Annotated in this window: 27 protein-coding genes and 1 other annotated feature; of the genes, 20 read left to right on the top strand and 7 right to left on the bottom strand. The window is 44.7% G+C overall.

Annotated features, from left to right (window positions below):
* The first annotated feature begins 9 nt into the window (after positions 1 to 9).
* Positions 10 to 855 (top strand): YtnP family quorum-quenching lactonase, encoded by an 846-nt coding sequence (locus FB592_RS15700; protein ID WP_032726424.1) that lies wholly within the window; start codon positions 10 to 12, stop codon positions 853 to 855.
* An 82-nt stretch (positions 856 to 937) separates the two neighbouring features.
* Complete coding sequence (locus FB592_RS15695; protein ID WP_141949751.1) at positions 938 to 2,638, top strand: NAD-dependent malic enzyme; 1,701 nt, start codon at positions 938 to 940, stop codon at positions 2,636 to 2,638.
* Between the two features lie 52 nt (positions 2,639 to 2,690).
* Here the strand turns inward: FB592_RS15695 and FB592_RS15690 are convergent, their stop codons facing one another.
* On the bottom strand, positions 2,691 to 3,008 hold the full coding sequence (locus FB592_RS15690; protein WP_014477682.1) for a PepSY domain-containing protein: 318 nt from the start codon (positions 3,006 to 3,008) through the stop codon (positions 2,691 to 2,693).
* Positions 3,009 to 3,166: 158 nt separating this feature from the next.
* Here FB592_RS15690 and FB592_RS15685 point away from each other — a divergent pair, with 158 nt between their 5' ends.
* Positions 3,167 to 4,240, top strand: a complete 1,074-nt coding sequence (locus FB592_RS15685; RefSeq protein ID WP_141949749.1) for a M42 family metallopeptidase — start codon at positions 3,167 to 3,169, stop codon at positions 4,238 to 4,240.
* A 54-nt stretch (positions 4,241 to 4,294) separates the two neighbouring features.
* Here FB592_RS15685 and FB592_RS15680 read toward each other — a convergent pair whose 3' ends face one another.
* On the bottom strand, positions 4,295 to 4,741 hold the full coding sequence (locus FB592_RS15680) for a YtoQ family protein (RefSeq protein ID WP_003229263.1): 447 nt from the start codon (positions 4,739 to 4,741) through the stop codon (positions 4,295 to 4,297).
* A 78-nt stretch (positions 4,742 to 4,819) separates the two neighbouring features.
* Between FB592_RS15680 and FB592_RS15675 the strand changes: the two genes are divergently transcribed.
* From FB592_RS15675 to motS, 13 genes are all read left to right on the top strand, one after another.
* Positions 4,820 to 4,936 carry a hypothetical protein gene (locus tag FB592_RS15675; protein WP_004399150.1) on the top strand — a complete coding sequence of 39 codons (117 nt, stop codon included), beginning with the start codon at positions 4,820 to 4,822 and terminating at the stop codon, positions 4,934 to 4,936.
* A 38-nt stretch (positions 4,937 to 4,974) separates the two neighbouring features.
* Positions 4,975 to 5,298: a thioredoxin family protein gene (locus FB592_RS15670; RefSeq protein WP_003229265.1), complete on the top strand. Its 324-nt coding sequence runs from the start codon at positions 4,975 to 4,977 to the stop codon at positions 5,296 to 5,298.
* Positions 5,299 to 5,312: 14 nt separating this feature from the next.
* The gene (locus FB592_RS15665; protein WP_009967991.1) at positions 5,313 to 6,122 is read left to right on the top strand and encodes a DUF1444 domain-containing protein; all 810 of its coding nucleotides are present in this window, start codon (positions 5,313 to 5,315) and stop codon (positions 6,120 to 6,122) included.
* A gap of 15 nt (positions 6,123 to 6,137) precedes the next feature.
* Positions 6,138 to 6,743: a YtpR family tRNA-binding protein gene (gene ytpR / locus FB592_RS15660; RefSeq protein ID WP_003229269.1), complete on the top strand. Its 606-nt coding sequence runs from the start codon at positions 6,138 to 6,140 to the stop codon at positions 6,741 to 6,743.
* 159 nt (positions 6,744 to 6,902) lie between these two features.
* A complete protein-coding gene (sftA, locus tag FB592_RS15655) occupies positions 6,903 to 9,761 on the top strand; it encodes a DNA translocase SftA (RefSeq protein WP_072173623.1) in 2,859 nt (952 codons plus the stop codon).
* Between the two features lie 249 nt (positions 9,762 to 10,010).
* Positions 10,011 to 11,309, top strand: coding sequence for a UDP-N-acetylmuramate--L-alanine ligase (gene murC, locus FB592_RS15650; RefSeq protein WP_003229274.1), 1,299 nt, complete (start codon positions 10,011 to 10,013; stop codon positions 11,307 to 11,309).
* A 161-nt stretch (positions 11,310 to 11,470) separates the two neighbouring features.
* Positions 11,471 to 11,893, top strand: a complete 423-nt coding sequence (locus FB592_RS15645) for a DUF948 domain-containing protein (RefSeq protein WP_003229276.1) — start codon at positions 11,471 to 11,473, stop codon at positions 11,891 to 11,893.
* A gap of 30 nt (positions 11,894 to 11,923) precedes the next feature.
* The gene (locus FB592_RS15640; RefSeq protein WP_004398549.1) at positions 11,924 to 12,379 is read left to right on the top strand and encodes a YtxH domain-containing protein; all 456 of its coding nucleotides are present in this window, start codon (positions 11,924 to 11,926) and stop codon (positions 12,377 to 12,379) included.
* A 23-nt stretch (positions 12,380 to 12,402) separates the two neighbouring features.
* Positions 12,403 to 12,729, top strand: a complete 327-nt coding sequence (ytxJ, locus tag FB592_RS15635; protein WP_015714529.1) for a bacillithiol system redox-active protein YtxJ — start codon at positions 12,403 to 12,405, stop codon at positions 12,727 to 12,729.
* 235 nt (positions 12,730 to 12,964) lie between these two features.
* Positions 12,965 to 14,041: a bifunctional 3-deoxy-7-phosphoheptulonate synthase/chorismate mutase gene (locus FB592_RS15630; RefSeq protein ID WP_003223454.1), complete on the top strand. Its 1,077-nt coding sequence runs from the start codon at positions 12,965 to 12,967 to the stop codon at positions 14,039 to 14,041.
* 275 nt (positions 14,042 to 14,316) lie between these two features.
* Positions 14,317 to 15,321 (top strand): catabolite control protein A, encoded by a 1,005-nt coding sequence (ccpA, locus tag FB592_RS15625; protein WP_003229285.1) that lies wholly within the window; start codon positions 14,317 to 14,319, stop codon positions 15,319 to 15,321.
* 62 nt (positions 15,322 to 15,383) lie between these two features.
* Positions 15,384 to 16,202 carry a flagellar motor protein MotP gene (motP, locus tag FB592_RS15620; protein ID WP_014477672.1) on the top strand — a complete coding sequence of 273 codons (819 nt, stop codon included), beginning with the start codon at positions 15,384 to 15,386 and terminating at the stop codon, positions 16,200 to 16,202.
* The gene (gene motS / locus FB592_RS15615; protein WP_141949747.1) at positions 16,192 to 16,920 is read left to right on the top strand and encodes a flagellar motor protein MotS; all 729 of its coding nucleotides are present in this window, start codon (positions 16,192 to 16,194) and stop codon (positions 16,918 to 16,920) included. Before motP ends, motS begins: the two co-directional genes overlap by 11 nt.
* Positions 16,921 to 16,930: 10 nt before the next feature.
* Here the strand turns inward: motS and FB592_RS15610 are convergent, their stop codons facing one another.
* Genes FB592_RS15610 through acuA form a run of 3 tightly spaced genes read right to left on the bottom strand, consistent with a single transcriptional unit; the run spans position 16,931 to position 19,394 of the window.
* Positions 16,931 to 18,094, bottom strand: a complete 1,164-nt coding sequence (locus tag FB592_RS15610; RefSeq protein WP_015714526.1) for an acetoin utilization protein AcuC — start codon at positions 18,092 to 18,094, stop codon at positions 16,931 to 16,933.
* Entirely contained in the window at positions 18,091 to 18,735 is a 645-nt protein-coding gene (locus tag FB592_RS15605) for an acetoin utilization AcuB family protein (RefSeq protein WP_086344203.1), read from the bottom strand. The genes FB592_RS15610 and FB592_RS15605 overlap by 4 nt, the downstream gene beginning before the upstream one ends.
* 26 nt (positions 18,736 to 18,761) lie before the next feature.
* Positions 18,762 to 19,394, bottom strand: coding sequence for an acetoin utilization protein acetyltransferase AcuA (gene acuA / locus FB592_RS15600; protein WP_003229296.1), 633 nt, complete (start codon positions 19,392 to 19,394; stop codon positions 18,762 to 18,764).
* Between the two features lie 160 nt (positions 19,395 to 19,554).
* On the opposite strand from acuA, the gene acsA reads away from it, so the two are divergent.
* The 3 genes from acsA (at position 19,555) to sr7p (ending at position 23,141) form a co-directional block, all read left to right on the top strand.
* Positions 19,555 to 21,273, top strand: a complete 1,719-nt coding sequence (acsA, locus tag FB592_RS15595) for an acetate--CoA ligase (protein WP_004399030.1) — start codon at positions 19,555 to 19,557, stop codon at positions 21,271 to 21,273.
* A 54-nt stretch (positions 21,274 to 21,327) separates the two neighbouring features.
* Positions 21,328 to 21,564: a binding site (T-box leader), on the top strand.
* Between the two features lie 50 nt (positions 21,565 to 21,614).
* Positions 21,615 to 22,883 (top strand): tyrosine--tRNA ligase, encoded by a 1,269-nt coding sequence (gene tyrS, locus FB592_RS15590; RefSeq protein WP_024571561.1) that lies wholly within the window; start codon positions 21,615 to 21,617, stop codon positions 22,881 to 22,883.
* A 129-nt stretch (positions 22,884 to 23,012) separates the two neighbouring features.
* The gene (gene sr7p, locus FB592_RS21165) at positions 23,013 to 23,141 is read left to right on the top strand and encodes a small protein SR7P (protein ID WP_015714524.1); all 129 of its coding nucleotides are present in this window, start codon (positions 23,013 to 23,015) and stop codon (positions 23,139 to 23,141) included.
* A gap of 21 nt (positions 23,142 to 23,162) precedes the next feature.
* On the opposite strand, the gene rpsD is transcribed toward sr7p, so the two are convergent.
* Positions 23,163 to 23,765 carry a 30S ribosomal protein S4 gene (rpsD, locus tag FB592_RS15585; RefSeq protein ID WP_003229304.1) on the bottom strand — a complete coding sequence of 201 codons (603 nt, stop codon included), beginning with the start codon at positions 23,763 to 23,765 and terminating at the stop codon, positions 23,163 to 23,165.
* A gap of 294 nt (positions 23,766 to 24,059) precedes the next feature.
* Here rpsD and FB592_RS15575 point away from each other — a divergent pair, with 294 nt between their 5' ends.
* Positions 24,060 to 25,799 (top strand): diguanylate cyclase domain-containing protein, encoded by a 1,740-nt coding sequence (locus tag FB592_RS15575; RefSeq protein WP_021480316.1) that lies wholly within the window; start codon positions 24,060 to 24,062, stop codon positions 25,797 to 25,799.
* Between the two features lie 37 nt (positions 25,800 to 25,836).
* Here the strand turns inward: FB592_RS15575 and FB592_RS15570 are convergent, their stop codons facing one another.
* Positions 25,837 to 26,328, bottom strand: a complete 492-nt coding sequence (locus FB592_RS15570) for a GAF domain-containing protein (RefSeq protein WP_015714522.1) — start codon at positions 26,326 to 26,328, stop codon at positions 25,837 to 25,839.
* Positions 26,329 to 26,392 lie beyond the last annotated feature (64 nt).

Here is a 26,392-nt window from a genome sequence, read left to right as displayed (position 1 = left end):
GGGATGAAAATGGAAACAATGAAAATTGGAAACATCACGTTGACCTGGCTTGACGGAGGCGTGACGCATATGGACGGAGGCGCCATGTTCGGCGTTGTGCCAAAGCCGCTTTGGTCTAAAAAATATCCAGTCAATGAAAAAAACCAGATTGAACTAAGGACAGACCCTATTTTGATTCAAAAGGATGGGCTCAATATCATCGTTGACGCCGGAATTGGGTCCGGCAAGCTGACTGATAAACAAAAACGAAACTATGGCGTGACACAAGAGTCGAATGTGAAACCCTCATTAGCTGCACTCGGATTAACGGTTGCCGATATAGATGTGATCGCAATGACACACCTTCATTTTGATCATGCATGCGGTTTAACGGAGTATGAAGGTGAACGGCTCGTCTCTGTCTTTCCGAATGCAGTGATTTATACATCTGCTGTTGAATGGGACGAAATGCGCCATCCGAATATCAGGTCGAAAAATACGTATTGGAAAGAAAATTGGGAGGCTGTAGCTGGCCAAGTCAAAACCTTTGAAGACACCTTAACGATCACAGAGGGTATTACACTGCATCACACCGGAGGCCATAGCGACGGACACAGTGTCCTGATATGCGAGGATGCGGGTGAAACTGCCGTACATATGGCAGATCTGATGCCGACACATGCCCACCGCAATCCGCTATGGGTGCTGGCTTACGATGATTATCCGATGACCTCTATCCCGCAAAAGCAGAAATGGCAGGCGTTCGCAGCAGAAAAAGACGCTTGGTTTATTTTTTATCATGATGCCGAGTATCGCGCCCTTCAATGGGAGGAGGACGGAAGCATCAAAGATTCAGTCAAGCGAATGAAGCAATAGCATATTTTTATGTTTACCCTGCATGTTTTCCGGCTAATAATGCAAACCTAGTACTAATTATGCTCAGAAAGGAAGAGGCAGGGTGAAACAATTCAAAGTAACAAACGAAGGAGACATTCAAACAACATTAAGAGGCCTTGAAGTGCTCTCTGTTCCTTTTTTGAACAAAGGTGTTGCTTTTACTGAGGAAGAAAGAAAAGAACTTGGTTTAATAGGCTTTCTGCCGCCTAAGGTATTAACAATTGATGATCAGGCGAAAAGAGCGTATGAACAATATTCCGCACAGCCTGACGATTTGAGCAAAAATGTCTATTTAACGGCGCTGCACGATCGGAATGAAACGCTGTTTTACCGCTTGTTAAATGACCATTTAGGGGAAATGCTCCCGATTGTCTACACACCGACAGTTGGAACGGCAATCCAGAGATACAGCCATGAATACAGAAAACCACGAGGGCTCTATCTGTCAATCGATGACCCGGACGGTATGAAAGAAGCATTTAAACAGTATAAAGATCAAAGCGATACGATCGATTTAATTGTTGCAACTGATGCGGAAGGAATTTTAGGAATCGGTGACTGGGGCGTCGGAGGAATCGCAATTTCTATTGGCAAGCTGGCGGTTTATACAGCGGCTGCGGGCATTGATCCGAGCAGAGTGCTGGCTGTTGTTTTAGATGCGGGGACAAATCAGGAGAGCCTCTTGAACGACCCGCTTTATGTCGGCAACCAGCATTCTAGAGTGCGCGGAGAACGCTATGACCAATTTATTGACGACTACGTTGCGCTGGCGAGAGAAACATTTCCGAATGCATTGCTGCATTGGGAGGATTTCGGGGCGAAAAACGCGCGAAGCATTTTGAAACGCTATAAAGATAAAGTGTGTACCTTTAATGATGATATCCAAGGAACTGGCGCTGTTTCTTTGGCCGCAGTCTTATCCTGTGCAAAAGCGTCTAAAGTTCCGCTGAGGGATCACAGAGTTGTTATATTCGGAGCGGGAACGGCAGGAATCGGAATTGCCGAACAGCTGCGGGAAGCATTGGTGCGCGAGGGACTGAGTGAAGAAGAATCATACAAGCGCTTCTGGTGCATAGACAGAAACGGGCTGTTAACAGATGATATGGATCAGCTTCTTGATTTCCAAAAGCCGTATGCCCGTTCGGCTGATGAAGTGAAGGATTATCAGCGGAACGGAGATGGCGGAGGCATTGATCTTCTTGAAGTGGTCCGGCAGGCGAAACCGACGATCCTGATCGGCACATCTACGGTTTCCGGCGCTTTCACTGAAGAAATTGTAAAAGAAATGGCGTCACATGTGAAACGGCCGGCGATTTTGCCAATGTCAAATCCGACAACTCTTTCTGAAGCAAAACCGGAGGATTTAATCGAATGGACAGAAGGCCGTGCGCTGATCACGACAGGAAGCCCGTTCCCGCCAGTTGAATATAACGGAGTTACGTATCATATCGGGCAGGCAAACAACGCGCTTGTCTTCCCTGGTCTCGGTCTTGGAACGATTGTTACCAAATCAAAATTAATTACCGACGGCATGTTTGAAGCATGTGCCCGGGCAATCGCAGGTATGGTCAATGTCGGGGTGCCTGGCGCGCCGATGCTTCCAAAAGTTGAAGATTTGCGCACTGTTTCGGCAACCGTTGCTGTTGAAGTTGCAAAAACCGCAATGAAGGAAGGCGTCGCTACGGAAGAGCCTGAAGACATTATACAGGCAGTGCAGGATGCGATGTGGTATCCGGTATACAAACCGATTCGCGCGATATAATAAAAAAGAGCCGCTGCATAGGCAGCGGCTTCTATTTTTTGCTTGTCCGGTGTTAAGAGGCGATTGTATCAATGACATCAACAATTTCTCCCGTTTTCGCATCCACCATGACTTCATACTGTTCTAATTCTCCGAAAGCTGATCGTGTAATGCCGGTTTTGTATACCTGTACCGTTTCTCCGTTAATATTGTAAGGCTCCGGCTGGGTGTAAATCCATGATCCGTCAATCGGGCCCCGCTGCTTAAAAGCAGATTTTACAATTCGAAGCGCTTTTTCTGAAGAAATATAAGGCTTCATCACATATTGTTTCACAACGACAGCCGTACAAATTCCAAGTCCTGCTCCTAAAAGAAGATGACGCAATTTCAAAATAAAGCACCTCCTGGTTGATCGTACTTTTCATTATACAGAAACAGCCAAATCCTGTTAAGCAATACGCGGCTGATCGAGCAGATTGGGTCAGGGTGCTTGGAAAACTTCATTGTTTCTAATAAAATAAAAGGACTACATAGAAATGAGGGAAAAACATGAATCAAGAAACGAAAGCGCTTTTCCAAACACTGACGCAGCTTCCCGGCGCGCCGGGCAATGAGCATCAGGTTCGTGCTTTTATGAAGCAGGAGCTAGCCAAATATGCCGATGACATCGTTCAGGACAGACTGGGAAGTGTTTTCGGAGTCAGACGAGGCGCAGAGGACGCACCGAGAATTATGGTAGCCGGGCACATGGACGAAGTCGGCTTCATGGTGACATCCATTACAGACAACGGGCTGCTCAGGTTCCAGACGCTCGGAGGCTGGTGGAGCCAGGTTTTGCTTGCGCAGCAGGTTGAAATTCAAACAGATAACGGGCCGGTTCCGGGTGTGATTTCAAGCATACCGCCGCATTTATTGACAGATGCGCAGCGAAACCGTCCGATGGATATCAAAAACATGATGATCGACATTGGAGCGGATGATAAGGAAGACGCCATCAAAATCGGCATTAAACCGGGACAGCAGATTGTGCCTGTTTGTCCGTTTACGACGATGGCGAATGAAAAGAAAATTTTATCAAAAGCATGGGATAACAGATATGGATGCGGCTTAAGCATTGAACTTCTGAAGGAATTACACGGTAAAGAGCTTCCGAATACACTCTATGCGGGTGCAACGGTTCAGGAAGAAGTAGGGCTAAGGGGCGCGCAGACGGCTTCTCATATGATTAGACCGGACTTGTTTTTCGCCCTTGACGCCAGCCCGGCAAACGATATGAGCGGAGACAAAAATGAATTCGGCCAGCTTGGAAAAGGCTTTTTGCTGCGCATTCTTGACAGAACGACAGTCATGCATCGCGGAATGAGGGAATTCGTTCTTGATATGGCTGAAACGCATGATATTCCATATCAATATTTTGTATCCGGCGGGGGAACAGACGCAGGCAAGGTTCATATTTCGAACAGCGGTGTGCCGTCAGCGGTTATCGGAATATGTTCCCGCTATATTCATACAAACGCTTCTATCATTCATATTGATGATTATGCTGCTGCTAAAGAAATGCTCATCAAACTTGCAACAGCCTGCGATAAGCAGACGGTGGATGCGATTAAAGAAAATATGTAGGTTTCATAAAAGCTTGTTGAACGAGCAGTAAGCCCGGATCGACAAGCTTTTTTCTTATTCTGTTTCAAATAGATAGGAAAGGGCCTTAATGGCTTGGTTAACGGTTTCAACCGTAATATTCGCTTTATTGGAAAGCTCTTTTAAAGGATGGTGGAGCGATTCCGGCCGGATGATAATCAGGGGTTTTCCTTTTGCGATCGCATATGATGCATCCATTGCCGTGTTCCACTGTTTGTACTTTTCGCCAAACAGGGCGATCACAAAGTCTGCTTTATTCATCAGGACGGCGGTTCTGAAGTTGTTGATGTCAGAGGCTTTGTCATCCTTTAAAACGGCATTTGGCTGTACGCCCATAATTTCTTCACCAATATTGTCTGAGCGGTCATGATTCTCCATCGGGCCAACAAACGTAATCGGGAGCTTCAGTGATTTTGTTTTTTCTTTAATTTCCTCGCGCCAATTGCTGTGGATTTCTCCTGCTAAATAGACGATAAACTCCATATAAAAATCCCTCCTTATGTATGTCCATCTGTAAATTTTACCCTCATGTACACGATGTTAAACGAAACGAACTTGATAATGCAAATAAAATATGATAATGATAATGGGAAAGCCAATCTTACATATTCATTCGTTGCATATAAGTGGTTTTGCCTCAAGCAGTTTGGTATGATCCAAATGGACGAGTATCGATAAAAAACATGTAAGAACATAAACAACTGGAGGGATATGAAATGAAAAAAATTGAATCAACTCAAGAGCTGGAAAAAGCGGTAAAGGATGATTGGTCTGTATTTATGTTTTCAGCCGATTGGTGCCCGGATTGCCGTTTTGTAGAGCCTTTCCTACCTGAATTGGAAGCGAATTTCCCTGAATTCACCTACTACTACGTAGACCGTGACAAATTCATTGATACATGTGCAGAGTGGGAAATTTACGGAATCCCAAGCTTTGTGGTGTTTAATGAAGGAAAAGAAGTAAATCGTTTTGTGAGCAAAGACCGCAAAACAAAAGAAGAAATTGAACAGTTTTTAACAGACTCTCTCGCTAAAGCGTAAAGGAGGACATCGGTTTGAAAATGACCTCAAGGAAGCTGTCAGATATACTGAAGCAGCGCCTTCAGCACGAGAATCGCTCCTTTCTGTTTGACAGAGAAAAAGACACCCTCCGTGTTGAGGATCAAACGACTAAAAAAGGGATTACACTCGATTTGCCGCCGATTATTGCAAAATGGGAACTGAAAAAAGACGAAGCCATTGATGAGATCGTGTACTATGTCTCCGAAGCGATGACGGCAATGGAAGGGAAGGCTCAGGAAATGACCGGGAAAGAAACTCGCATTTATCCGGTCATCCGCTCGACTTCCTTCCCGGACAAGTCCAGCGAAGATATCCCGCTCATTTATGACGATCATACCGCAGAGACAAGAATTTATTACGCGCTAGATCTCGGGAAAACCTACCGTTTAATTGACCAGCGCATGCTTGAGAAAGAAAACTGGACAAAAGAGCGGATCAGAGAGACGGCCGCATTTAATCTCCGTTCCCTGCCGACGGTTGTCAAAGAGGATACGGTTGCCGGCAATTACTTTTATTTCTTCAGGGCAAACGACGGATACGATGCAAGCCGGATTTTGAACGAAGCGATCTTAAATGAGTATAAGCAGCATGCAGAAGGGGAGCTGGCGATCTCTGTTCCTCATCAGGACGTTTTGATTCTTGCTGACATCCGGAATGAATCGGGGTATGATATTCTAGGACAAATGTCGATGAGCTTCTTTGCAGGCGGCACCGTCCCGATTACCGCCCTTTCATTTTTGTACAATGAAGGAAAGCTGGAACCGGTGTTTATCCTGGCGAAAAGCCGTCCGAAAAAGGATTAGAAAGGATTTTTACTTATGAACGCTTTTTATAATAAAGAAGGTGTGGGAGACACGCTCCTGATCTCTCTTCAAGATGTGACACGCGAACAATTAGGCTATGAAAAACACGGCGACGTCGTCAAAATTTTCAATAACGAAACAAAAGAAACAACGGGCTTCAACATTTTCAACGCGTCTTCTTACTTGACCATTGATGAAAACGGCCCTGTTGCGCTCTCAGAAACATTCGTGCAAGATGTGAATGAGATTTTAAACAGAAACGGCGTTGAAGAAACATTAGTCGTTGATTTATCTCCGAAGTTTGTTGTGGGGTATGTAGAATCAAAAGAAAAACATCCGAATGCGGATAAATTAAGCGTATGTAAAGTCAACGTAGGAGAAGAAACGCTTCAGATCGTCTGCGGCGCGCCTAACGTTGACCAAGGCCAAAAAGTTGTCGTTGCCAAAGTCGGTGCTGTGATGCCTAGCGGACTTGTCATTAAGGATGCAGAGCTTCGCGGCGTTCCGTCAAGCGGGATGATCTGCTCAGCGAAAGAGCTTGATTTGCCGGATGCCCCTGCTGAAAAAGGAATCCTTGTGTTAGAAGGAGACTATGAGGCGGGAGACGCATTTCAGTTTTAGACTCCCATAAATCCGCCAAAAAAAACGAATCATGTGAAAAGCCGCTAAGCCCTTGTTTAGCGGCTTTGTTTCTGCTGATAGCTTAATCTTTTCTGGGCCGACCAGCAGTGGTATACTAAAAACCGTCCCAGAAAACTATAAGGGAGTTAGAGATAAATTATGAGTTGGCTTCATAAATTTTTTGATTTGTTTTTAGGCGAAAGCGAAGAGGATGCTGAACGGGAGACAAAACCCGCTCAAATTCCGCAGCAACAAGAAGTACATCATCCTGAAGGACAATTAAAAAGATTGGAAGATCCTAAAATATATTATGAATATCCAAAAGGCAAATTCCGTTTTCCAGTCGTGCCTGACGGATACAAAAATCATGACCTGAGAAGGCGCCGGACACCATCGGACGAACCGAAATCCGCGCCTCGTCCAAGTGCTGCACCTTACAGAGAGCGTCCCAGAAATGAAGAAGAGCAGCATACATATCAAGCAGCAGAGCCGGCGAAGAAACCGTTTAAACCGACAAATATCCCTTCGCCTGTCTATGGATTCAATCAAAAACCATCTGTTAAAAAGGATGTGCCGAAAAAGCCTTCTGAAACATTGAACGAACCGGATAAATCGGTAAAAGAGAAGGTAACACTGCTGTCAGAAGAGATCGAACGTGAACGCGGCTATCCTGCTTCAGACACACAGGCGCATTCCAAAAAAGAAAGTCCTTTCTTCCCGGATACCCAATTTGAAAAACAGCCTTCTGGCGTTTTAAACAGAAAGGATACGGAGAATGATGAGGCGCTGGCGAAACGGCCAGCCGAGCCGTCAGGTAACAAAGTGCCATTTGAGTCAGGCGTTCAACAGCCGGAAGAAGAGGAGCCTTCCTTCCCAGCTGAACATGCCGAAGAGCAAACACCGCCTGAGATGCTCACAGATACGGCGGCTGAAGGGCTTTCAGACAGTGAAGTAGGCCGCGAAGAGCCTGCAACGGCTAAGGAAGAACAAAGGGAGCAGCAGCCAGAGAAAATTGAAGAGCCTGTTTTTTCCGCTGAACTTGATGAAGAGCAAACAGCTCCTGAATCTCAGACTGAGTCAGTATCTGAGGATGAAAAAGCAAAAGAGCCGTCAGACAGCCCAGTATACAATCACCATGAAAACGCGGCAGAAGGTGCTGAGTCCCCGTTCGTTCAAGAAGAACAAATGGACATTCGTCAGGAAGAGCCTTTATTTACTGATCATGAGTATTCATCAGAGGCTCTGGCTCAAGCAGAAACTGTGGCAAAAGAATCAGAAGAGCCATCAGAAAGCATAATAAATAATCATTATGACACCCTGGGAGAGGCTCAGGAAACGAAGATAGATGTTCAGCCAGACAGCCATACAGAGCTTGAGAAAACTGAACGCTTGGAGCAGGGTTCCAAATCGTTTACTGCAACTCTTGAAAACCGGCAGGAAATTCGCGCAGACAAACCTCGCGAAGCTTCAGAAGAGCCGAAAAAAAGGCCTGGTGTACAGGCGAAAAGGACTGAACAAAACGCATCTTCTCAAAAAGGGCCATCCGTTCCTTTTAATGTGATGATGCTGAAAAGAGATACGCATAAACAGCAAAAAGCAGAGGAGCGCCGCGGCAGCTATGTATTTCCGAATGTTGCACTGCTTGATGTCCCGCCAGCGCAGGTTCAAGATGATGCTGCGTGGATCGAAGAACAGCGTCAGCTTCTTGATTTGACCTTTAAAAACTTCAATGTCCGCGCCAATGTGGTCCATGTAACCCAGGGTCCGTCTGTCACGAGATTTGAAGTGCATCCTGAACCAGGTGTAAAGGTGAATAAAATCACCAACTTGTCTGATGATATTAAACTTAGTCTTTCAGCGAGAGATATTCGGATTGAAGCGCCGATTCCGGGGAAAAATACGATCGGAATTGAAGTGCCGAACCGCACGAGCAAGGTGGTTGATTTGCGCCAAATGATTCGCAGCTCAGCTTTCAGGACAAGCAAGTCACCGCTCACAGCTGCGCTGGGATTAGATATTTCAGGAAATCCTGTTGTTATCGACTTGAAGAAAATGCCGCATGGCTTGATTGCCGGCGCTACAGGCTCCGGAAAAAGCGTATGCATCAATACAATATTAGTCAGCCTGCTTTATAAAGCTGACCCGAGTGAGGTAAAGGTGCTGCTGATTGATCCGAAAATGGTAGAGCTGGCCCCTTACAATAAAATTCCTCACCTCGTCAGCCCGGTCATTACTGATGCTAAAGCGGCTACAGCTGCTTTGAAATGGGTCGTTGAGGAAATGGAGCGCCGCTATGAGCTTTTTGCCCATTCAGGTGTTCGCGACATTGACCGCTTTAATCAATTAACCGCTGAACACCAAATGGGTGAAAAGCTGCCATATTTAGTTGTCATTATTGATGAGCTTGCAGATTTGATGATGGTGGCTCCAAACGATGTGGAAGAAAGCATTGCGCGGATCGCCCAAAAAGCCAGAGCGTGCGGTATCCATCTTCTCGTCGCAACTCAGCGTCCGTCAGTCGATGTCATAACAGGTCTGATTAAGGCGAATATCCCGACGAGAATCGCCTTTTCTGTCTCAAGCCAGGTTGATTCCCGAACAATTATTGACATAGCCGGTGCAGAAAAGCTTCTCGGAAAAGGGGATATGCTCTTTTTGGAAAACGGATCGGGAAAACCGGTCCGTCTGCAAGGTAACTTTGTGTCAGACCGGGAAATCGACCGCGTCGTTTCCCACGTCAGAAGCCAAATGCCGCCGACCTATTTATTTGAACAAGAAGAGCTCGTAAGACAAGGATCAGCCCTGAAAGAAGAGGACGAACTGTTTTACGAAGCGTGTGAGTTTGTTGTAGAGCAAAACAGTGCGAGCACTTCAAGCCTGCAAAGAAGATTCAGAATCGGTTACAATCGTGCGGCAAGGCTGATCGACATGATGGAAGCGGAAGGCATGATCTCTGAGGCAAAAGGAAGCAAGCCTCGAGAGGTGCTGATCACAGCAAGTGATTTAATAAACGAATAATATGGGTTCATTTTCACACCAAACATGGTATGATAGTGTTTAGAGCATTTAACAGCTATGCCGCTTTACAGCAGCTGTGCATAGACAAATCTTGATATCTGGGTTTAATCGGAAAGAAATAACCTGATACTAAACATAACAAAACATATAAAATACGCCGCTAAGGGAGGCTTTTCAGCCGCCGCGGTCGCAAATTGAAATGAGCGTCATATACTGGGGAACAGATAGACGTTTGTTGGAGGTACAATTATGACTGTTTATCATTTTGTTGGAATAAAAGGGACCGGTATGAGTCCGCTTGCCCAAATACTTCATGATAATGGATATACTGTCCAAGGATCGGATATCGAAAAATTTATTTTTACGCAAACAGCGCTTGAAAAAAGAAATATTACGATTCTTCCTTTTAGCGCGGAAAATATTAAACCCGGCATGACAGTCATCGCCGGAAACGCATTCCCAGACACGCATCCTGAGATAGAAAAAGCGATGTCTGAGGGAATTCCGGTGATACGTTATCATAAGTTTTTAGGCGACTACATGAAAAAATTCACGAGTGTTGCCGTTACGGGCGCACACGGCAAAACGTCGACTACGGGTCTGCTGGCTCACGTGATCCAAAACGCAAAACCGACGTCTTTCTTAATCGGAGACGGAACAGGCCAGGGAAATGAAAACAGCGAATACTTTGTGTTTGAAGCGTGCGAATACCGCCGCCATTTCTTAAGCTATCAGCCAGATTATGCGATTATGACGAATATTGATTTTGATCACCCTGATTACTTTTCAAGCATTGACGATGTATTTGACGCTTTCCAAGAGATGGCTCTTCAAGTCAACAAAGGCATTATTGCCTGCGGAGACGATGAGCATCTGCCGAAAATCCATGCAAACGTCCCGGTTGTGTATTACGGCACGGGGGAAGAAAATGATTTTCAAGCCAGAAACATCGTAAAAAGCACGGAAGGGACAACTTTTGATGTCTTTGTCCGCAATACGTTCTATGATACGTTTTATATTCCTGCGTACGGCCACCACAATGTATTAAACTCATTGGCGGTCATTGCGTTATGCCATTATGAAGAAATTGATTCCAGCATCATTAAGCATGCTCTCAAATCCTTTGGGGGCGTCAAACGCAGATTCAATGAGAAGCAGCTTGGGGATCAAGTGCTGATTGATGACTATGCCCATCATCCGACAGAAATAAAAGTGACAATCGAGGCGGCAAGACAGAAGTATCCAGATCGGGAAATTGTCGCGGTATTTCAGCCTCATACATTTACACGGACGCAGCAGTTCCTTGACGAATTTGCAGAAAGCCTGAGCGGCGCTGACTGTGTGTATTTATGCGATATTTTCGGCTCAGCCCGTGAGAATGCCGGAAAGCTGACGATCGGCGATCTCCAGGGAAAAATTCATAATGCCAAGCTGATTGAAGAAGATGACACATCTGTTTTAAAAGCTCATGATAAAGCCGTTCTCATCTTCATGGGAGCAGGAGATATCCAAAAATATATGAGAGCCTACGAAAACGTCATGGCATAATAAAAAGCAGTGATCTCACTGCTTTTTATTTATCTGATGGGAAAGCTTATTAAAGGATTTTCTTACATAACGGAGAATAGTATGTATACAGCCCAGTACACATGTTTATGATTGAAGAAAACGGGTAAACAGCAGTATATCCTGCAGCAAGGAGGTTTGAGATGATTATTATTCTTTATTTGAGCGTTGCACTCATCGCAGTTGCATTTCTCGTATTAGTGATCTACTTGTCTAAAACATTGAAGTCATTGCAGCTGACACTAAAAAACGTCGCATCCACTCTTGAAGGGCTGGAGGGACAAATGAAGGGCATCACAACTGAAACAGCCGAGCTTTTACATAAGACCAACCGCCTGGCTGAAGATATTCAGGAAAAATCAGAAAAGCTGAACACGGTCGTTCATGCTGTTCAAGGAGTGGGAGCTTCTGTACAGCAGTTCAATACATCCATGAAACAAGCGGCAGGGTCTGTATCGGCATCAGTTAGAGAAAATCAAGATAAGATCAATCAAGTTGTCACATGGAGTCAAGCAGCAATGGAAATTTGGGAGAAATGGAAGCAAAAGAAAAAATCAGCCCTGTAAGAGAAAAAAATACTAAGAGGAGGAATAATGATGAGCAAAGATGGAATTAATAGTAAAGATTTTTTAATCGGAACTTTAATCGGGGGAATCATCGGTGCCACTACAGCTCTTTTTCTAGCGCCTAAATCAGGCAAAGAACTTCGCGACGATCTTGGCAGCCAAGCTGTTGCTTTACGGGACAAAACTGATAAAATGACGGCAGATGCGAAGGAAAAAGGCACGCAATATGTCAGCATCGCAAAAGACAAAACTTCCAACATCACACAGCTTGTAGCGGATCAGTCTGGGCAGATCATGAACAAGGTAAAGGATTTAAGAGACCGTTCCAAATCTGACAAAACGGATTCATCGACTGCAATGCAGGATATGAGGGAAGAAGCAATGCAGGCAGCCGATGAAACAAAAGATCAAGTCCTCCAGACGAAAGAAGATGTAAAAGACGAACTGAAAGATGCACAAAAACAGGCTGAGCAGTTGAATCGCTGAGCAGGGAAGGAAGAGCTTGAGTCATGGCTAAACAGCTTATTCAATCTGAGGAAGAATTTAAACGGATTGCAGAACAGGAAGGCGTTTTCGTCTTCTTTAAACACAGCACCACATGCCCGATCAGCCAGGCAGCATTTCATGAGTTTGATGCCTTTGCAAATCAGCATGAGGATGTGCCGGCTTACTATCTTCAAGTACAAGAAGCCCGGCCGCTGTCCAATTTCATTGCAGAAACATATGGGGTCAAGCATGAAAGCCCTCAGGTATTCATCATCCAGAACGGTGAAGTGAAATGGCATACCTCACATTCACAAATTACAGAAGCCGCTATTGAGCAGCATTTGTCATAGAAAAAAGCGTCCAGATATCATCTGGCGCTTTTTTTTGTAAAAAACCCTTGAACATTGCCCTCACATCATGTAGGATAGCTTCATAGATTACTTTATCACTTAAAAGCGTTTGGGTAATAAAGTAGAGTTTTTATAAAATTTTTTGTATTTCAGTATTTCCATTTGGAATTACTTATAGTAAGATGCATGATAACTACAAAATAAAAAATGAATGTGCAGGGAAAGGATGAAAAAAATGAGCAACACAGAGTTAGAGCTTTTAAGGCAGAAAGCAGACGAATTAAACCTACAAATTTTAAAACTAATCAACGAACGCGGAAATGTTGTAAAAGAGATCGGTAAAGCGAAGGAAGCACAGGGTGTCAACCGATTTGACCCTGTCAGAGAACGCACAATGTTAAACAATATCATTGAAAACAATGACGGGCCGTTCGAAAATTCAACCATCCAGCACATTTTTAAAGAGATATTCAAAGCCGGTTTAGAGCTTCAGGAAGAAGATCACAGCAAAGCGCTGCTTGTCTCCCGCAAGAAAAAACCTGAAGATACAATTGTTGATATCAAAGGCGAAAAAATCGGAGACGGCCAGCAAAGATTCATTGTCGGCCCATGTGCGGTAGAGAGCTATGAGCAGGTAGCTGAAGTCGCTGCAGCTGCGAAAAAACAAGGGATTAAAATTTTGCGCGGTGGAGCCTTTAAGCCTCGTACGAGCCCATACGATTTCCAAGGGCTTGGTGTTGAAGGCCTTCAAATTTTAAAACGTGTAGCGGATGAATTTGATCTGGCGGTTATCAGTGAAATCGTAACTCCGGCTCATATCGAAGAAGCGCTGGACTACATTGATGTCATTCAAATCGGAGCGCGCAACATGCAAAACTTCGAATTGCTGAAAGCGGCCGGCGCCGTGAAAAAGCCAGTGCTTCTGAAGCGCGGTCTTGCTGCAACGATCTCTGAATTCATCAATGCTGCTGAATACATCATGTCACAAGGAAATGACCAAATTATCCTTTGTGAGCGCGGAATCAGAACATATGAAACAGCAACGAGAAACACGCTGGATATTTCAGCTGTGCCGATTTTGAAACAAGAAACGCATTTGCCAGTCTTTGTTGATGTTACGCATTCAACAGGCCGCCGTGACCTCTTGCTTCCGACAGCTAAAGCCGCTTTAGCGATCGGTGCAGATGGCGTAATGGCTGAGGTTCACCCTGATCCGTCAGTCGCACTTTCTGACTCTGCTCAGCAAATGGCGATTCCTGAATTCGAAAAATGGCTGAATGAACTGAAGCCAATGGTGAAAGTCAACGCTTAATTGAACAATCCAAAAGGCCGCGCCTGCGGCCTTTTTTTATGCTTTCTCGTTTATTTAGTTATAAAAACCAAGTATACGTTTTCATCATCTATAAAAACGTGTATAATTTCATGAGAAGTAATTAAATTTGATGAATAATGAAAAATAATGTACACTACTGACTTACGCTTACAAATCATAAACGACATAAATTCGGACATTATGACATTTCTCTACATAAAGTGTTTATGCTATAGATAAGGATAAGTGTATCCAGTAAAAGGAGTGGTTTTAGGATGAGCAATATTACGATCTACGATGTAGCGAGAGAAGCTAATGTAAGCATGGCAACCGTTTCCCGTGTCGTGAACGGCAACCCGAATGTAAAACCGACAACGAGGAAAAAAGTCTTGGAAGCCATTGAACGTCTCGGTTACCGTCCAAACGCGGTGGCAAGAGGGCTGGCAAGTAAAAAAACAACAACTGTAGGTGTCATCATTCCCGATATCTCAAGCATTTTCTATTCAGAGCTTGCACGCGGAATTGAAGATATCGCGACAATGTATAAATACAATATTATTTTGAGCAACTCTGACCAAAACATGGAGAAAGAGCTGCACTTGTTAAACACAATGCTCGGCAAACAAGTGGACGGCATCGTGTTTATGGGCGGAAACATTACGGACGAGCATGTGGCGGAATTTAAGCGTTCCCCAGTGCCGATTGTACTTGCCGCTTCTGTAGAAGAGCAGGAGGAAACACCGTCAGTCGCTATCGATTACGAACAGGCGATTTATGATGCTGTGAAGCTTTTGGTTGATAAAGGACATACAGACATCGCATTCGTTTCCGGACCAATGGCAGAACCGATCAACCGTTCAAAAAAACTCCAAGGCTACAAACGTGCGCTTGAAGAAGCGAACCTTCCGTTTAATGAACAATTTGTAGCTGAAGGGGATTACACATATGATTCCGGACTCGAAGCACTGCAGCATCTGATGAGCCTGGATAAAAAACCGACAGCCATTCTTTCTGCAACTGATGAAATGGCACTCGGCATTATCCATGCCGCTCAGGATCAGGGCTTATCCATTCCGGAGGATCTCGACATTATCGGTTTTGATAATACAAGATTAAGCCTCATGGTTCGTCCGCAGCTTTCAACAGTTGTTCAGCCGACATATGATATCGGCGCCGTTGCGATGAGACTGCTGACGAAGCTCATGAATAAAGAGCCGGTTGAAGAGCATATCGTCGAACTGCCGCACCGTATAGAGCTTAGAAAGTCAACCAAGTCATAAGAAAAACAAAGAGCAAGCTTCACCTTTATGGTGAATTCTTGCTTTTTTCATGGGGAGAAATGATGAAACGTTTTGATTATCTTACACCTGTTGGATTTGTGTTAGGAACGATTATTATTGTTATCGGGATTATTTCGGGATCTGGAGTAAGCGGTTTCCGCTCTTTTCTTGATCTGACCTCTTTCTTCATCGTAACAGGGGGACTTTGCGCCGCTGTTTTTATCAGTTTTCCGCCAAGAGAGCTGAAAAAAGCGCCCTCTGTGTTAAAGCAGGCATTCATCCGCCAGGAAGACAATGTGAAAGATCTTGTGAAAACCTTTGTTTCCCTTTCCGATCACGCGCGAAAACACGGGCTTTTATCATTGGATGATCAGGCTCGGGAAATCAAAGATCCATTCTTGAAAAAAGGGCTGCTTTTAGCGATTGACGGCTGGGATGAAGAAACGATTCGGCTCGTCATGGATTCAGAAATCGCAGCAATGGAGGAACGGCACCGAAAAGGGCGGCGAGTTTTTGAAAAAGCGGGAGAATTCGCTCCGGCGTGGGGAATGATCGGAACACTCGTCGGGCTTGTGCTGATGCTTAAAAACTTAAATGACCCGCATATGCTCGGACCAAACATGGCCATTGCGCTTCTGACGACTTTATATGGTTCATTACTGGCAAATATGGTCTTCAACCCGATCGCGGCTAAGCTTGAAGAGAAAACAGAAAGTGAAATTTTTATCAAGCAGGTAATGGTGGAAGGGATTATCGGTGTTCAATCCGGAAAAAACCCGCGCAACCTTGAAAGCCAGCTGGTCGTTTTCAGCTCACGGGAAGAATGGCAGAAGCAGCCAAAACAAGTAAAAACAAAAAAGGGATCTGTACATGAAGCTTAGAAGAGAACGTTTTGAAAGAAGGAATGGAAGCGGAAAAAACAGTCAATCTTCATCCAGCTGGATGGTAACCTTTACAGATTTGATCACCTTGATCCTTGTGTTCTTTATTTTACTCTTTTCGATGTCCCAAATCGATCTGCAAAAATTTAAAGCGGCAGTGGACTCGATCCAGAAGGAAGGCAACGGGCTTCAGCCGGACCAAACATCCATAGAAAAAAAGAATACATCCCCATCTGATACGAAGAACCAAGAGGATCAGCAGGATCAGCTTCTCAAGAAAGTAAATACATATATAAAAGACAATCATTTAAAGGCCCAAATGACAGCCAAACGGGATGAACGCGGTGTCGTGCTCGTTCTTCAGGAGGCTGTGCTGTTTGATACAGGTGAGGCAAAGGTGCTGAAAAATGCCGAAACACTTCTTCACCAAATTGCCGTTCTTCTTCAAACAATTCCAAATGACATTCAGGTGGAGGGGCATACAGACAGCCGAAACATTTCGACATACCGATACCCGTCGAACTGGGAGCTATCAGCAGCACGGGCAAGTGGAGTGATTCAATACTTCACGTCTAAAGAGAAGCTTCCCTCCAAGCGCTTTATTGCTGTCGGTTATGCGGATACAAAGCCGGTGAAGGATAACAAGACAAATGAACACATGAAGGAAAATCGGCGTGTGGAAATAGTGATAAAAAAATCAAAAACGACCTCTTCGTAAAGGTCGTTTTTTACTTTGTTCTTTGCTGTTCAGAACGTATCGCATATAATGCTTTGCTGACAGTTTGGGCATTTTTTTCTGTGATTTCAGGCTTGCGGGGAATCGGAGGATATAAATCAGCCGGATCGCTCCAGCTCGACGGAAGGGCCACGGGGCATTGTTTTTGCCATTTAGCAATCCATTCCGGCGGGATCTCGTGTCCCGGGTCAATTCCCTTCATTTCAAGCCATATTCTGGCCCAGGCGCGGGGCACGACACGCCAAATATCATATCCGCCGCCTCCGACTGCAATCCATTTCCCTCCGCAATATTGATGAGCCAAAGTGTGTGCAAGACGGGGGATTTCTTCGTATATATTGATTGTTGCTGATAAATGCGTCAGCGGGTCGTAGTAATGGGCATCGGCGCCGTTTTGGCTGATAATGACATCGGGCTTGAAATAAGCGGCGACTTCTGAAGCTGCTGTCCGGTAAGCCTCAAGAAAAGAATCATCCTCTGTAAAAGCGTCAAGCGGGATATTAAAGGAATAGCCATATCCTTTTCCGCTGCCTTTTTCTTGGATCTGACCGGTTCCAGGGAATAAATACCTTCCTGTTTCATGAATGGACAGCGTGCATACGTCAGGATTATCGTAAAAGGTAAATTGCACACCGTCCCCGTGGTGGGCGTCGGTATCAATATAAAGTACCCTGGATCTGTATTTTTTCTGGATATATTGAATCGCCACAGCGCTGTCATTATATATGCAAAACCCTGAAGCTCTCCCACGAAAGCCGTGATGAAGCCCTCCGCCAAGGTTTGCCGCATGCAGGGCTTGTCCTGACATGACCCAGTCTGCGGCCGTTAAAGTGCCGCCGACCAAGAGTGATGCCGCTTCGTGCATGCCGGCAAAGACGGGTGTGTCTTCAGTGCCGAGCCCGTAGCTTTCTCCTTCTTCAGCGGGAAGCTTTCCGGCGCCCGCAAGCTTTACGGCCTGAATGTAATCGTCCGTGTGGACAAGGGAAAGCTCCTCTTCTGAAGCGAGTCTGGGGGTGACAATGTCTCCATCATCAAAGGCATTGATCGTCTTAAGCAAATCATATGTTAACAGAACCCGCTGCTGATTAAAGGGATGCTCCTGATGAAACATATAGGTTTGGTAGGATGGAGAATAGATAAATACACTGTCTCTCATAGCAGGTCCCTTTGCTCTGACGGCCATACGACGTGGTGTCCATTTCTTTGTAATGCCTGCAAAAACGGCAGCGGATTCATCGTTTTTACACGGAAGACAAGCACTTTTACACCGGGATCGTCATGCGGATAAACAAGCACGCTTAATATTTTCACTTGAAGGTCTTGGCAAAGACTGCTGATCTCAGCGAGGCTTTTGGTGATGTCGTTTACTTTTATCTCAATTTGCGATCCCGGCTGGTCAGCGCCTGTCAATTTGACAAACGTCCGCAGCAAATCGGTTTTTGTTAAAATGCCTATTAATTTTTGATGGTGTACCACTGGAAGGCAGCCGATGCCATGCTCGTAGAACACGGCTGATATTTCTTCGACAAAATCTAACGGATGGGCGCAGACAACATCCTTTTTCATAATTGAATCTACGCTTCGTGTGAGAAATAGGCTTCGTTTGTTTTCTTCAAAAATACTCGGGCTGGCCTGTTTCATGTCTCTGTCTGTAATCATGCCGATCACGTGTCGTTCTTCATCTACAACAGGCAGATGCCTGATATGGAATTCCTTCAGTTTGCATATTGCTTGTTCAAGCGTATCCGTCTTCGTTAATGTAATGACATCTCTTTTCATGATTTGCTCAACAATCATTATTTTTTCCCCTTTGCCAGTGTCAGTTAATACATATAACGATGATAAAAACGGAGCCTGTCAAATTGCTCAATTGATTCTTGGCTGACGTTTTTTCCAATGCGGGCCATCAGACAGTTTGCAGGGTGGGAGCTGATCTCCGGCTCATCCGTTGCAAACCAGACCAATCCGCCTGCATTCATCATCTTTTCCATGATCTTTCTGTATTCCCACACATCTTTTTTCATCCCTTTTAAATCCCAATGCCAGTAATATTCTGTCGTCATCACAATGTAGTTTTCCATTTGTTCATCCATCATGCTGACGGTCAGGAGCGTCTTTCCGACAGCGCATCCCCGATAGTCCGGCGCTACTTCGATGGCTCCGAGCTCAATCAAATCCTCCATATTTCCTTCAGACCATCTTTCGAGCGGGTCAGGATATAAATACGTGACATAGCCGACAATGGTTCGGCCGTCTCTGGCAATAATAATGCGCCCTTCGGGAAGGCCTGCAATGTCGACTAGCGCTTCATGCTGCTCGCGAGGCGGGCGAAATGCGGTTAAATCTTTATGAAACTCATAACCTGCCAAATCCTCTGGAGAGACAGGCCCTTCTATCAGTAAAGAGCCGGTTGCTGTTTTGATGTTTGCTGAATGGTATGTTTTATGATGTTCCACTAATTCACCGTCCCATCAATTCTTATCAAAAATACATGCCTTCTTTAAGAATACCAAATTATAAAGCGTTTTCAACATGGTTTATATTTTAAAAATTGAGAAGAATATGAATATATACTATAATAATTGTGACAACTTCAGCAAAGGGGGATGTTTGGGCATGAATTTGAAAGCGTTACCAGCAATAGAGGGGGATCATAACTTAAAAAACTATGAAGAAACGTATCGGCATTTTGATTGGGCCGAGGCAGAGAAACATTTCTCTTGGCATGAGACAGGGAAACTGAATGCGGCGTATGAAGCGATTGACCGCCATGCCGAATCGTTTCGAAAAAACAAAGTAGCGCTTTATTATAAAGACGCAAAAAGGGATGAAAAATACACATTTAAAGAAATGAAGGAAGAATCAAACAGAGCCGGGAATGTGCTGAGACGGTATGGAAATGTGGAAAAAGGGGACCGCGTTTTTATTTTTATGCCGAGATCACCCGAGCTTTATTTTATTATGCTTGGCGCAATCAAAATTGGCGCCATCGCCGGGCCGCTGTTCGAAGCATTTATGGAGGGAGCGGTGAAAGATCGGCTTGAAAACAGTGAGGCAAAGGTTGTTGTCACAACACCTGAGCTGCTGGAGAGAATACCGGTAGACAAACTGCCTCACTTGCAGCATGTCTTCGTAGTCGGGGGAGAGGCTGAGAGCGGCACGAATATCATCAATTATGATGAAGCAGCGAAACAGGAAAGCACAAGACTGGATATCGAATGGATGGATAAAAAAGACGGCTTTCTGCTTCACTATACATCAGGTTCCACTGGTACGCCAAAGGGCGTGCTGCATGTCCATGAAGCGATGATTCAGCAATATCAAACAGGAAAGTGGGTCCTTGATTTAAAGGAAGAAGACATTTATTGGTGCACGGCTGATCCAGGCTGGGTGACAGGTACGGTATACGGCATTTTTGCACCGTGGCTGAACGGAGCGACAAATGTCATCGTCGGCGGACGTTTCAGCCCGGAAAGCTGGTATGGTACGATTGAACAGCTTGGCGTCAATGTCTGGTACAGCGCGCCGACCGCTTTTCGGATGCTGATGGGAGCGGGAGATGAAATGGCTGCGAAATATGATCTAACTTCACTCCGGCATGTGCTCAGTGTCGGTGAGCCGCTAAATCCGGAAGTCATCAGATGGGGACATAAAGTTTTTAACAAACGAATTCATGATACATGGTGGATGACAGAAACGGGCAGTCAGCTTATCTGCAACTATCCTTGCATGGATATTAAACCGGGTTCAATGGGTAAGCCGATTCCAGGAGTGGAGGCAGCGATCGTTGACAATCAAGGCAACGAGCTTCCGCCGTACCGAATGGGCAATCTCGCCATCAAAAAGGGCTGGCCTTCCATGATGCATACCATTTGGAATAACCCTGAAAAGTATGAATCGTATTTCATGCCGGGCGGCTGGTATGTGTCTGGGGATTCTGCTTACATGGATGAAGAGGGATACTTTTGGTTCCAAGGCAGAGTTGATGACGTCATCATGACCTCCGGTGAGCGCGTCGGCCCATTTGAAGTGGAAAGCAAGCTTGTCGAACATCCGGCTATTGCAGAAGCAGGCGTAATCGGAAAGCCTGACCCGGTGCGTGGAGAAATCATTAAAGCTTTTATTGCACTCAGGGAAGGATTTGAGCCGTCTGATAAACTGAAAGAAGAGATCCGCCTATTTGTAAAGCAGGGTCTTGCAGCCCATGCGGCTCCGCGTGAGATCGAATTTAAAGATAAGCTTCCGAAAACCCGAAGCGGAAAGATCATGAGGCGCGTGCTGAAGGCATGGGAGCTTAATCTGCCGGCTGGAGATCTGTCAACAATGGAGGATTAAAAGGCGACGTTGACACAGGATTTTATTTATGTTAAAAATGATATAGCTTCATATGAAAAGGTAAAGATTGAGACAAGTAGAATATCCTTACGTTCCAGAGAGCTGATGGCCGGTGAAAATCAGCACAGACGGATATATCGAATACACTCATGAACCGCTTTTGCAAACAAAGCCGGCCAGGCTTTCAGTAGTGAAAGAACGGACCTGATCCGTTATCAGGCAAAGTGATAAGACGAATGTTTGCATTCTCTTATTAGTAGGGTGGTACCGCGATAATCAATCGTCCCTTCGTGTAAACGAAGGGGCGTTTTTTATTTTAATCAAAAAAGGAGCTTTATCTTATGACTAACTTACTTGAAGACTTATCCTTCCGCGGATTGATTCAGCAAATGACAGATGAAGAAGGGTTAAATAAACAGCTGAATGAAGAAAAAATCCGCTTGTACTCAGGCTTTGACCCGACAGCAGACAGCTTGCATATCGGACACCTGCTGCCTATTTTAACACTTCGACGTTTTCAGCTTGCAGGGCATCATCCGATTGCGCTTGTGGGCGGCGCGACGGGCCTCATCGGTGATCCAAGCGGAAAAAAAGCAGAGCGTACATTAAACACTGCTGACATCGTATCCGAATGGTCCCAAAAAATCAAAAACCAGCTGTCCAGATTTCTAGATTTTGAAGCAGCGGAAAACCCAGCTGTCATCGCGAACAACTTTGACTGGATCGGCAAAATGAATGTGATCGATTTCCTTCGTGACGTTGGTAAAAATTTCGGCATCAATTACATGCTGGCAAAAGATACGGTCAGCTCAAGAATTGAATCCGGCATCTCGTACACGGAATTCAGCTACATGATTCTTCAATCTTATGATTTCTTAAATCTTTACAGAGACAAAAACTGTAAACTGCAAATCGGCGGAAGCGATCAGTGGGGCAACATCACAGCCGGTCTTGAACTGATCAGAAAATCGGAAGAAGAAGGAGCAAAAGCGTTCGGTCTTACGATTCCGCTTGTCACAAAAGCAGACGGCACGAAGTTCGGAAAAACGGAAGGCGGTGCGATCTGGCTTGATAAAGAAAAAACATCGCCATATGAATTCTATCAATTCTGGATCAACACAGACGACCGTGACGTTGTCAAATACTTGAAATACTTTACGTTCCTTTCAAAAGAGGAAATTGAAGCGTACGCTGAAAAAACAGAAACGGCGCCAGAAAAACGTGAAGCGCAAAAACGCCTGGCAGAAGAAGTGACATCGCTTGTTCACGGACGCGAGGCGCTGGAGCAAGCCATCAACATCTCCCAAGCGCTGTTCAGCGGCAATATTAAAGAGCTTTCTGCTCAAGACGTAAAAGTAGGCTTTAAAGATGTTCCTTCTATGGAAGTTGACAGCAGCCAAGAGCTTTCACTTGTAGATGTGTTGGTGCAATCTAAATTATCTCCTTCTAAACGCCAAGCGCGTGAAGACATCCAAAATGGAGCTGTTTACATTAACGGCGAACGCCAGACGGAAATAAATTATACTCTATCAGCAGAAGACCGTATCGAAAATCAATTTACTGTTCTGCGCCGCGGGAAGAAAAAATACTTCCTTGTGACGTATAAATAAGAAAAAGATCCTTTGCCACTGAAGGCAAAGGATCTTTTTGTTTACCGCATAGGAATGAAAGGAAAAGAGTATATTAGATAGGGCAAACACGACCAATCACCACCTTTTAAATGAAAGGAGCGCTAAAGTGTGAATCTCATGTGTACGATTGCAAAAGAACGGCTGCAGCAGGATTACTGGGATCAGCAGGCGCAAGATAGTGTTGGCCAGCAAGAGGCGAATGACGAAACAGACGATAAAAAAACCCCGACCGCATAGCGGCAGGGGTTTTTAAAACGATTAACGAGAGTAGAACTCAACGATAAGCGCTTCGTTAATTTCCGGAGCAAGTTCAGAACGCTCAGGAAGACGAGTGAAAGTACCTTCAAGCTTTTCGGCGTCGAAAGTAAGGTATTCAGGAACGAAGTTGTTCACTTCAACAGATTCTTTGATGATAGAAAGGTTTCTTGATTTTTCGCGAACACCGATTGTTTGACCAGGTTTCACAAGGTAAGACGGGATGTCAACGCGGCTTCCGTCTACAAGAATGTGACCGTGGTTAACCAATTGGCGAGCTTGACGGCGAGTACGTGCTAAACCTAGCTTGTACACAACGTTATCAAGACGAGAATCTAAAAGAATCATGAAGTTTTCACCGTGTTTACCAGCTAGTTTGCCAGCTTTGTCAAACAAAGTGCGGAATTGACGTTCGTTTACACCGTACATGTGACGAAGCTTTTGCTTTTCTTGCAATTGCAAACCGTATTCTGATAATTTTTTACGTTGTCCTGGACCGTGGGGACCTGGAGCGTAAGGGCGTTTTTCTAATTCTTTTCCTGTACCGCTAAGAGAGATTCCTAGACGGCGGGACAGTTTCCAAGATGGACCTGTATAGCGAGCCATAATGTGACTCCTCCTTTGGTTTTATTTTTGTGGAAAATAAAAACCGTCTGCTCTATTCGACCATGCACATTTTGTTTTCATGTATCCTCGCTCCAGCAGCAGAGAGTTACACGATACACCTTATTGATAAGGAACAAAATGAAAACATAGAAGCTGAACAAAAAGGCTGCAATATTTCACACAAAGGTCATTATATAATTTATTTGTTTTGAAGTCAACCATTCCTCCATTATTGCTTCACCGTTTATGATATAATAAACAAAAATTAGTGGTAAACTTTTAGGTGATAAAAACATGGTAGAACAAACTAAAGATCAATTATCCGCCTTTCATTATCATATGCTCGATTTTTTATTAACCAAATCTGAAAAAGTCACATTCACCGACTCTTTCATATGGCTGACTTCGGCTATTCAAACCTATTTTTCAACCCTTTGTGTTTCGCTTACACCGTCACCATCAGACTTTGTGACAAAACTGGCAGATGGTGAAGCGCGTTTTTCCGCTTCAAAAATAAACGCTTCATGTTATCTGATTGAGGATGGCTCCGGCAGGCGTTTCCATCTTGCGTGCAGGCAGGATGAAGAGATTCCTGAAGGGCTTCCGGACGTGGTTGCTTCATTTTTAAACCAGTCGATGAAACAGGAAAGACTCTATAACAAAACGATCTACCAAAAAAAGATATACAAAATGACAGAGCTGTTCCATTCACTGCTTGATCAGACAGATGTGCTGAAGCAGCTTTTAGAAAGCTTGACCAGCACATTTTCTCTTTTTGAGTTTTCTTTATTTATATCGCACGATCAAGACCAATGTTTAGGGATACCTGCAAAAGAGCTGTATATGGAAGGGGAAAAATCCGATTCCTTTGCGCTCAAAGTGTATTTGTCCGGAGACATTTTGCGGAAAAATGAATCTGTCGCCTATATTCCGATCAAAGGACAGCAGGGCACATACGGGGTGTTGAAGGCTGAGGGAACGGGTGACAGCTTTCTTACTGATGCCTGCCTTGATGAAATGTCGCTGTTAGCAAACGCGGCGGGAAAAGCGTTTGAAAATGCCCAGCTCTACGAACAATCCAAAGCAAGCATCGCAAATTTGGAATTGATTAATGAAACATCACGCCGCCTGAATCAGCGGCTGACACTGACTGATACAATGAATGATCTGGCTGTGAGAATGGCAGAATCGTTTCAGGCAGAAGAAGTGGGATTTTTTCATATAGACCATTTTGAAAACCTAACATTGCTTCCAGGCAGCACAGCATTTTTTAAAGAAGCGAAACCGTCAGATTTTTATAATGAGCTGAAAGAAAAGCTGTATGAAGGTGAAAAAGGGGTTTTCATCGGGAATGGCCAGTCTGTTTTTGGGAAGGCGGGGTACGGCTCGCTGATGGCTGCTCCGATGATTCAAAACGACCGGCTTCTGGGCTTTGCGGTTTTATTGAAACAGGAGCTGTACGCTTTTACATTTGAAATGTACAAGCTGTTTCAGGCGCTGATTCATCACGCGACACTGGCTGTAACCAATTCAATGCTTCGCGACCGTCTTGAGCACCTTGTGAAAACAGATCAGCTGACTGAACTGTATTCACGAGTGTATTTAGATGAAAAAATTCAATACAGCATGAAAATCCACCAAAAGGGTGTTTTTATTCTTGTTGATATTGATAATTTTAAAAATGTAAATGATACGTACGGCCATCAGACTGGGGACGAGATTTTAATTCAAGTCGCTTCAGTGATTAAAAGCAACATCCGAAAGCATGATGTCGGTGCCCGCTGGGGAGGCGAGGAGCTGGCGATTTATTTGCCAAATGTGCCGGTTGCAGTGGGGAAACGGATTACTGAGCGACTGGTTTATGCGGTCAGAAAAAATACGAAACCCGAGGTAACCATTTCCTGCGGTATATCCTGCTGGACGACAGAAACAAAAAAGTCGCTGAAAGAGCTTGTGCATGAGGCAGATGAAGCGCTCTACAGCGCGAAACGGAGCGGGAAAAACCGCTTGATGATTCATGACTCAATAAAATAAAAAAAGCCCAAAACGATATCAGTTTTGGGCTTTTATATTACTGCGCTAACGCTTTTTCTAGCGTTTCGGCAAATTGAGTTAAGTATTTTTCATCAATTTCGTCGAAACGGTTTTTCACTGGGCTGTCGATGTCCAAGACGCCGACAATTTTTCCGTCTACACGAATCGGAAGCACAATTTCTGATTGAGACGCTGCATCGCAGGCGATATGTCCAGGAAACGCGTTTACATCCTCAACACGTTCCACTTTTCCGTTTGCGTACGCTGTGCCGCAAACCCCTCTGCCGAAAGGAATCCGAACACATGCCGGCAGGCCTTGGAACGGACCTAACACAAGCTGTCCATCCTCTTCTTTGGCAAAATAGAAACCTGCCCAGTTGACTTCAGGCAGCGAATGATACAGCAGTGCTGAGGCATTTGCATAGTTAGCTATTTGGTCTGTTTCGTCTTCGGTCATGGCTTCGAGCTGTTTTAGCAGAAGCTGATAGCCTTTTTCTTTATCTCCAGATTGTTTTTCGACATGGAACATGGAAAACCCTCACTTTTTCTATAATATAAAACAAAGTTCCGGCTTTTCTGCCGGCATTTGTCGA

The sequence above is a fragment of the Bacillus sp. SJZ110 genome, from assembly GCF_006715455.1.
Taxonomy (GTDB): domain Bacteria; phylum Bacillota; class Bacilli; order Bacillales; family Bacillaceae; genus Bacillus; species Bacillus subtilis.
This window is presented reverse-complemented; position numbering and strand designations above follow the sequence as displayed.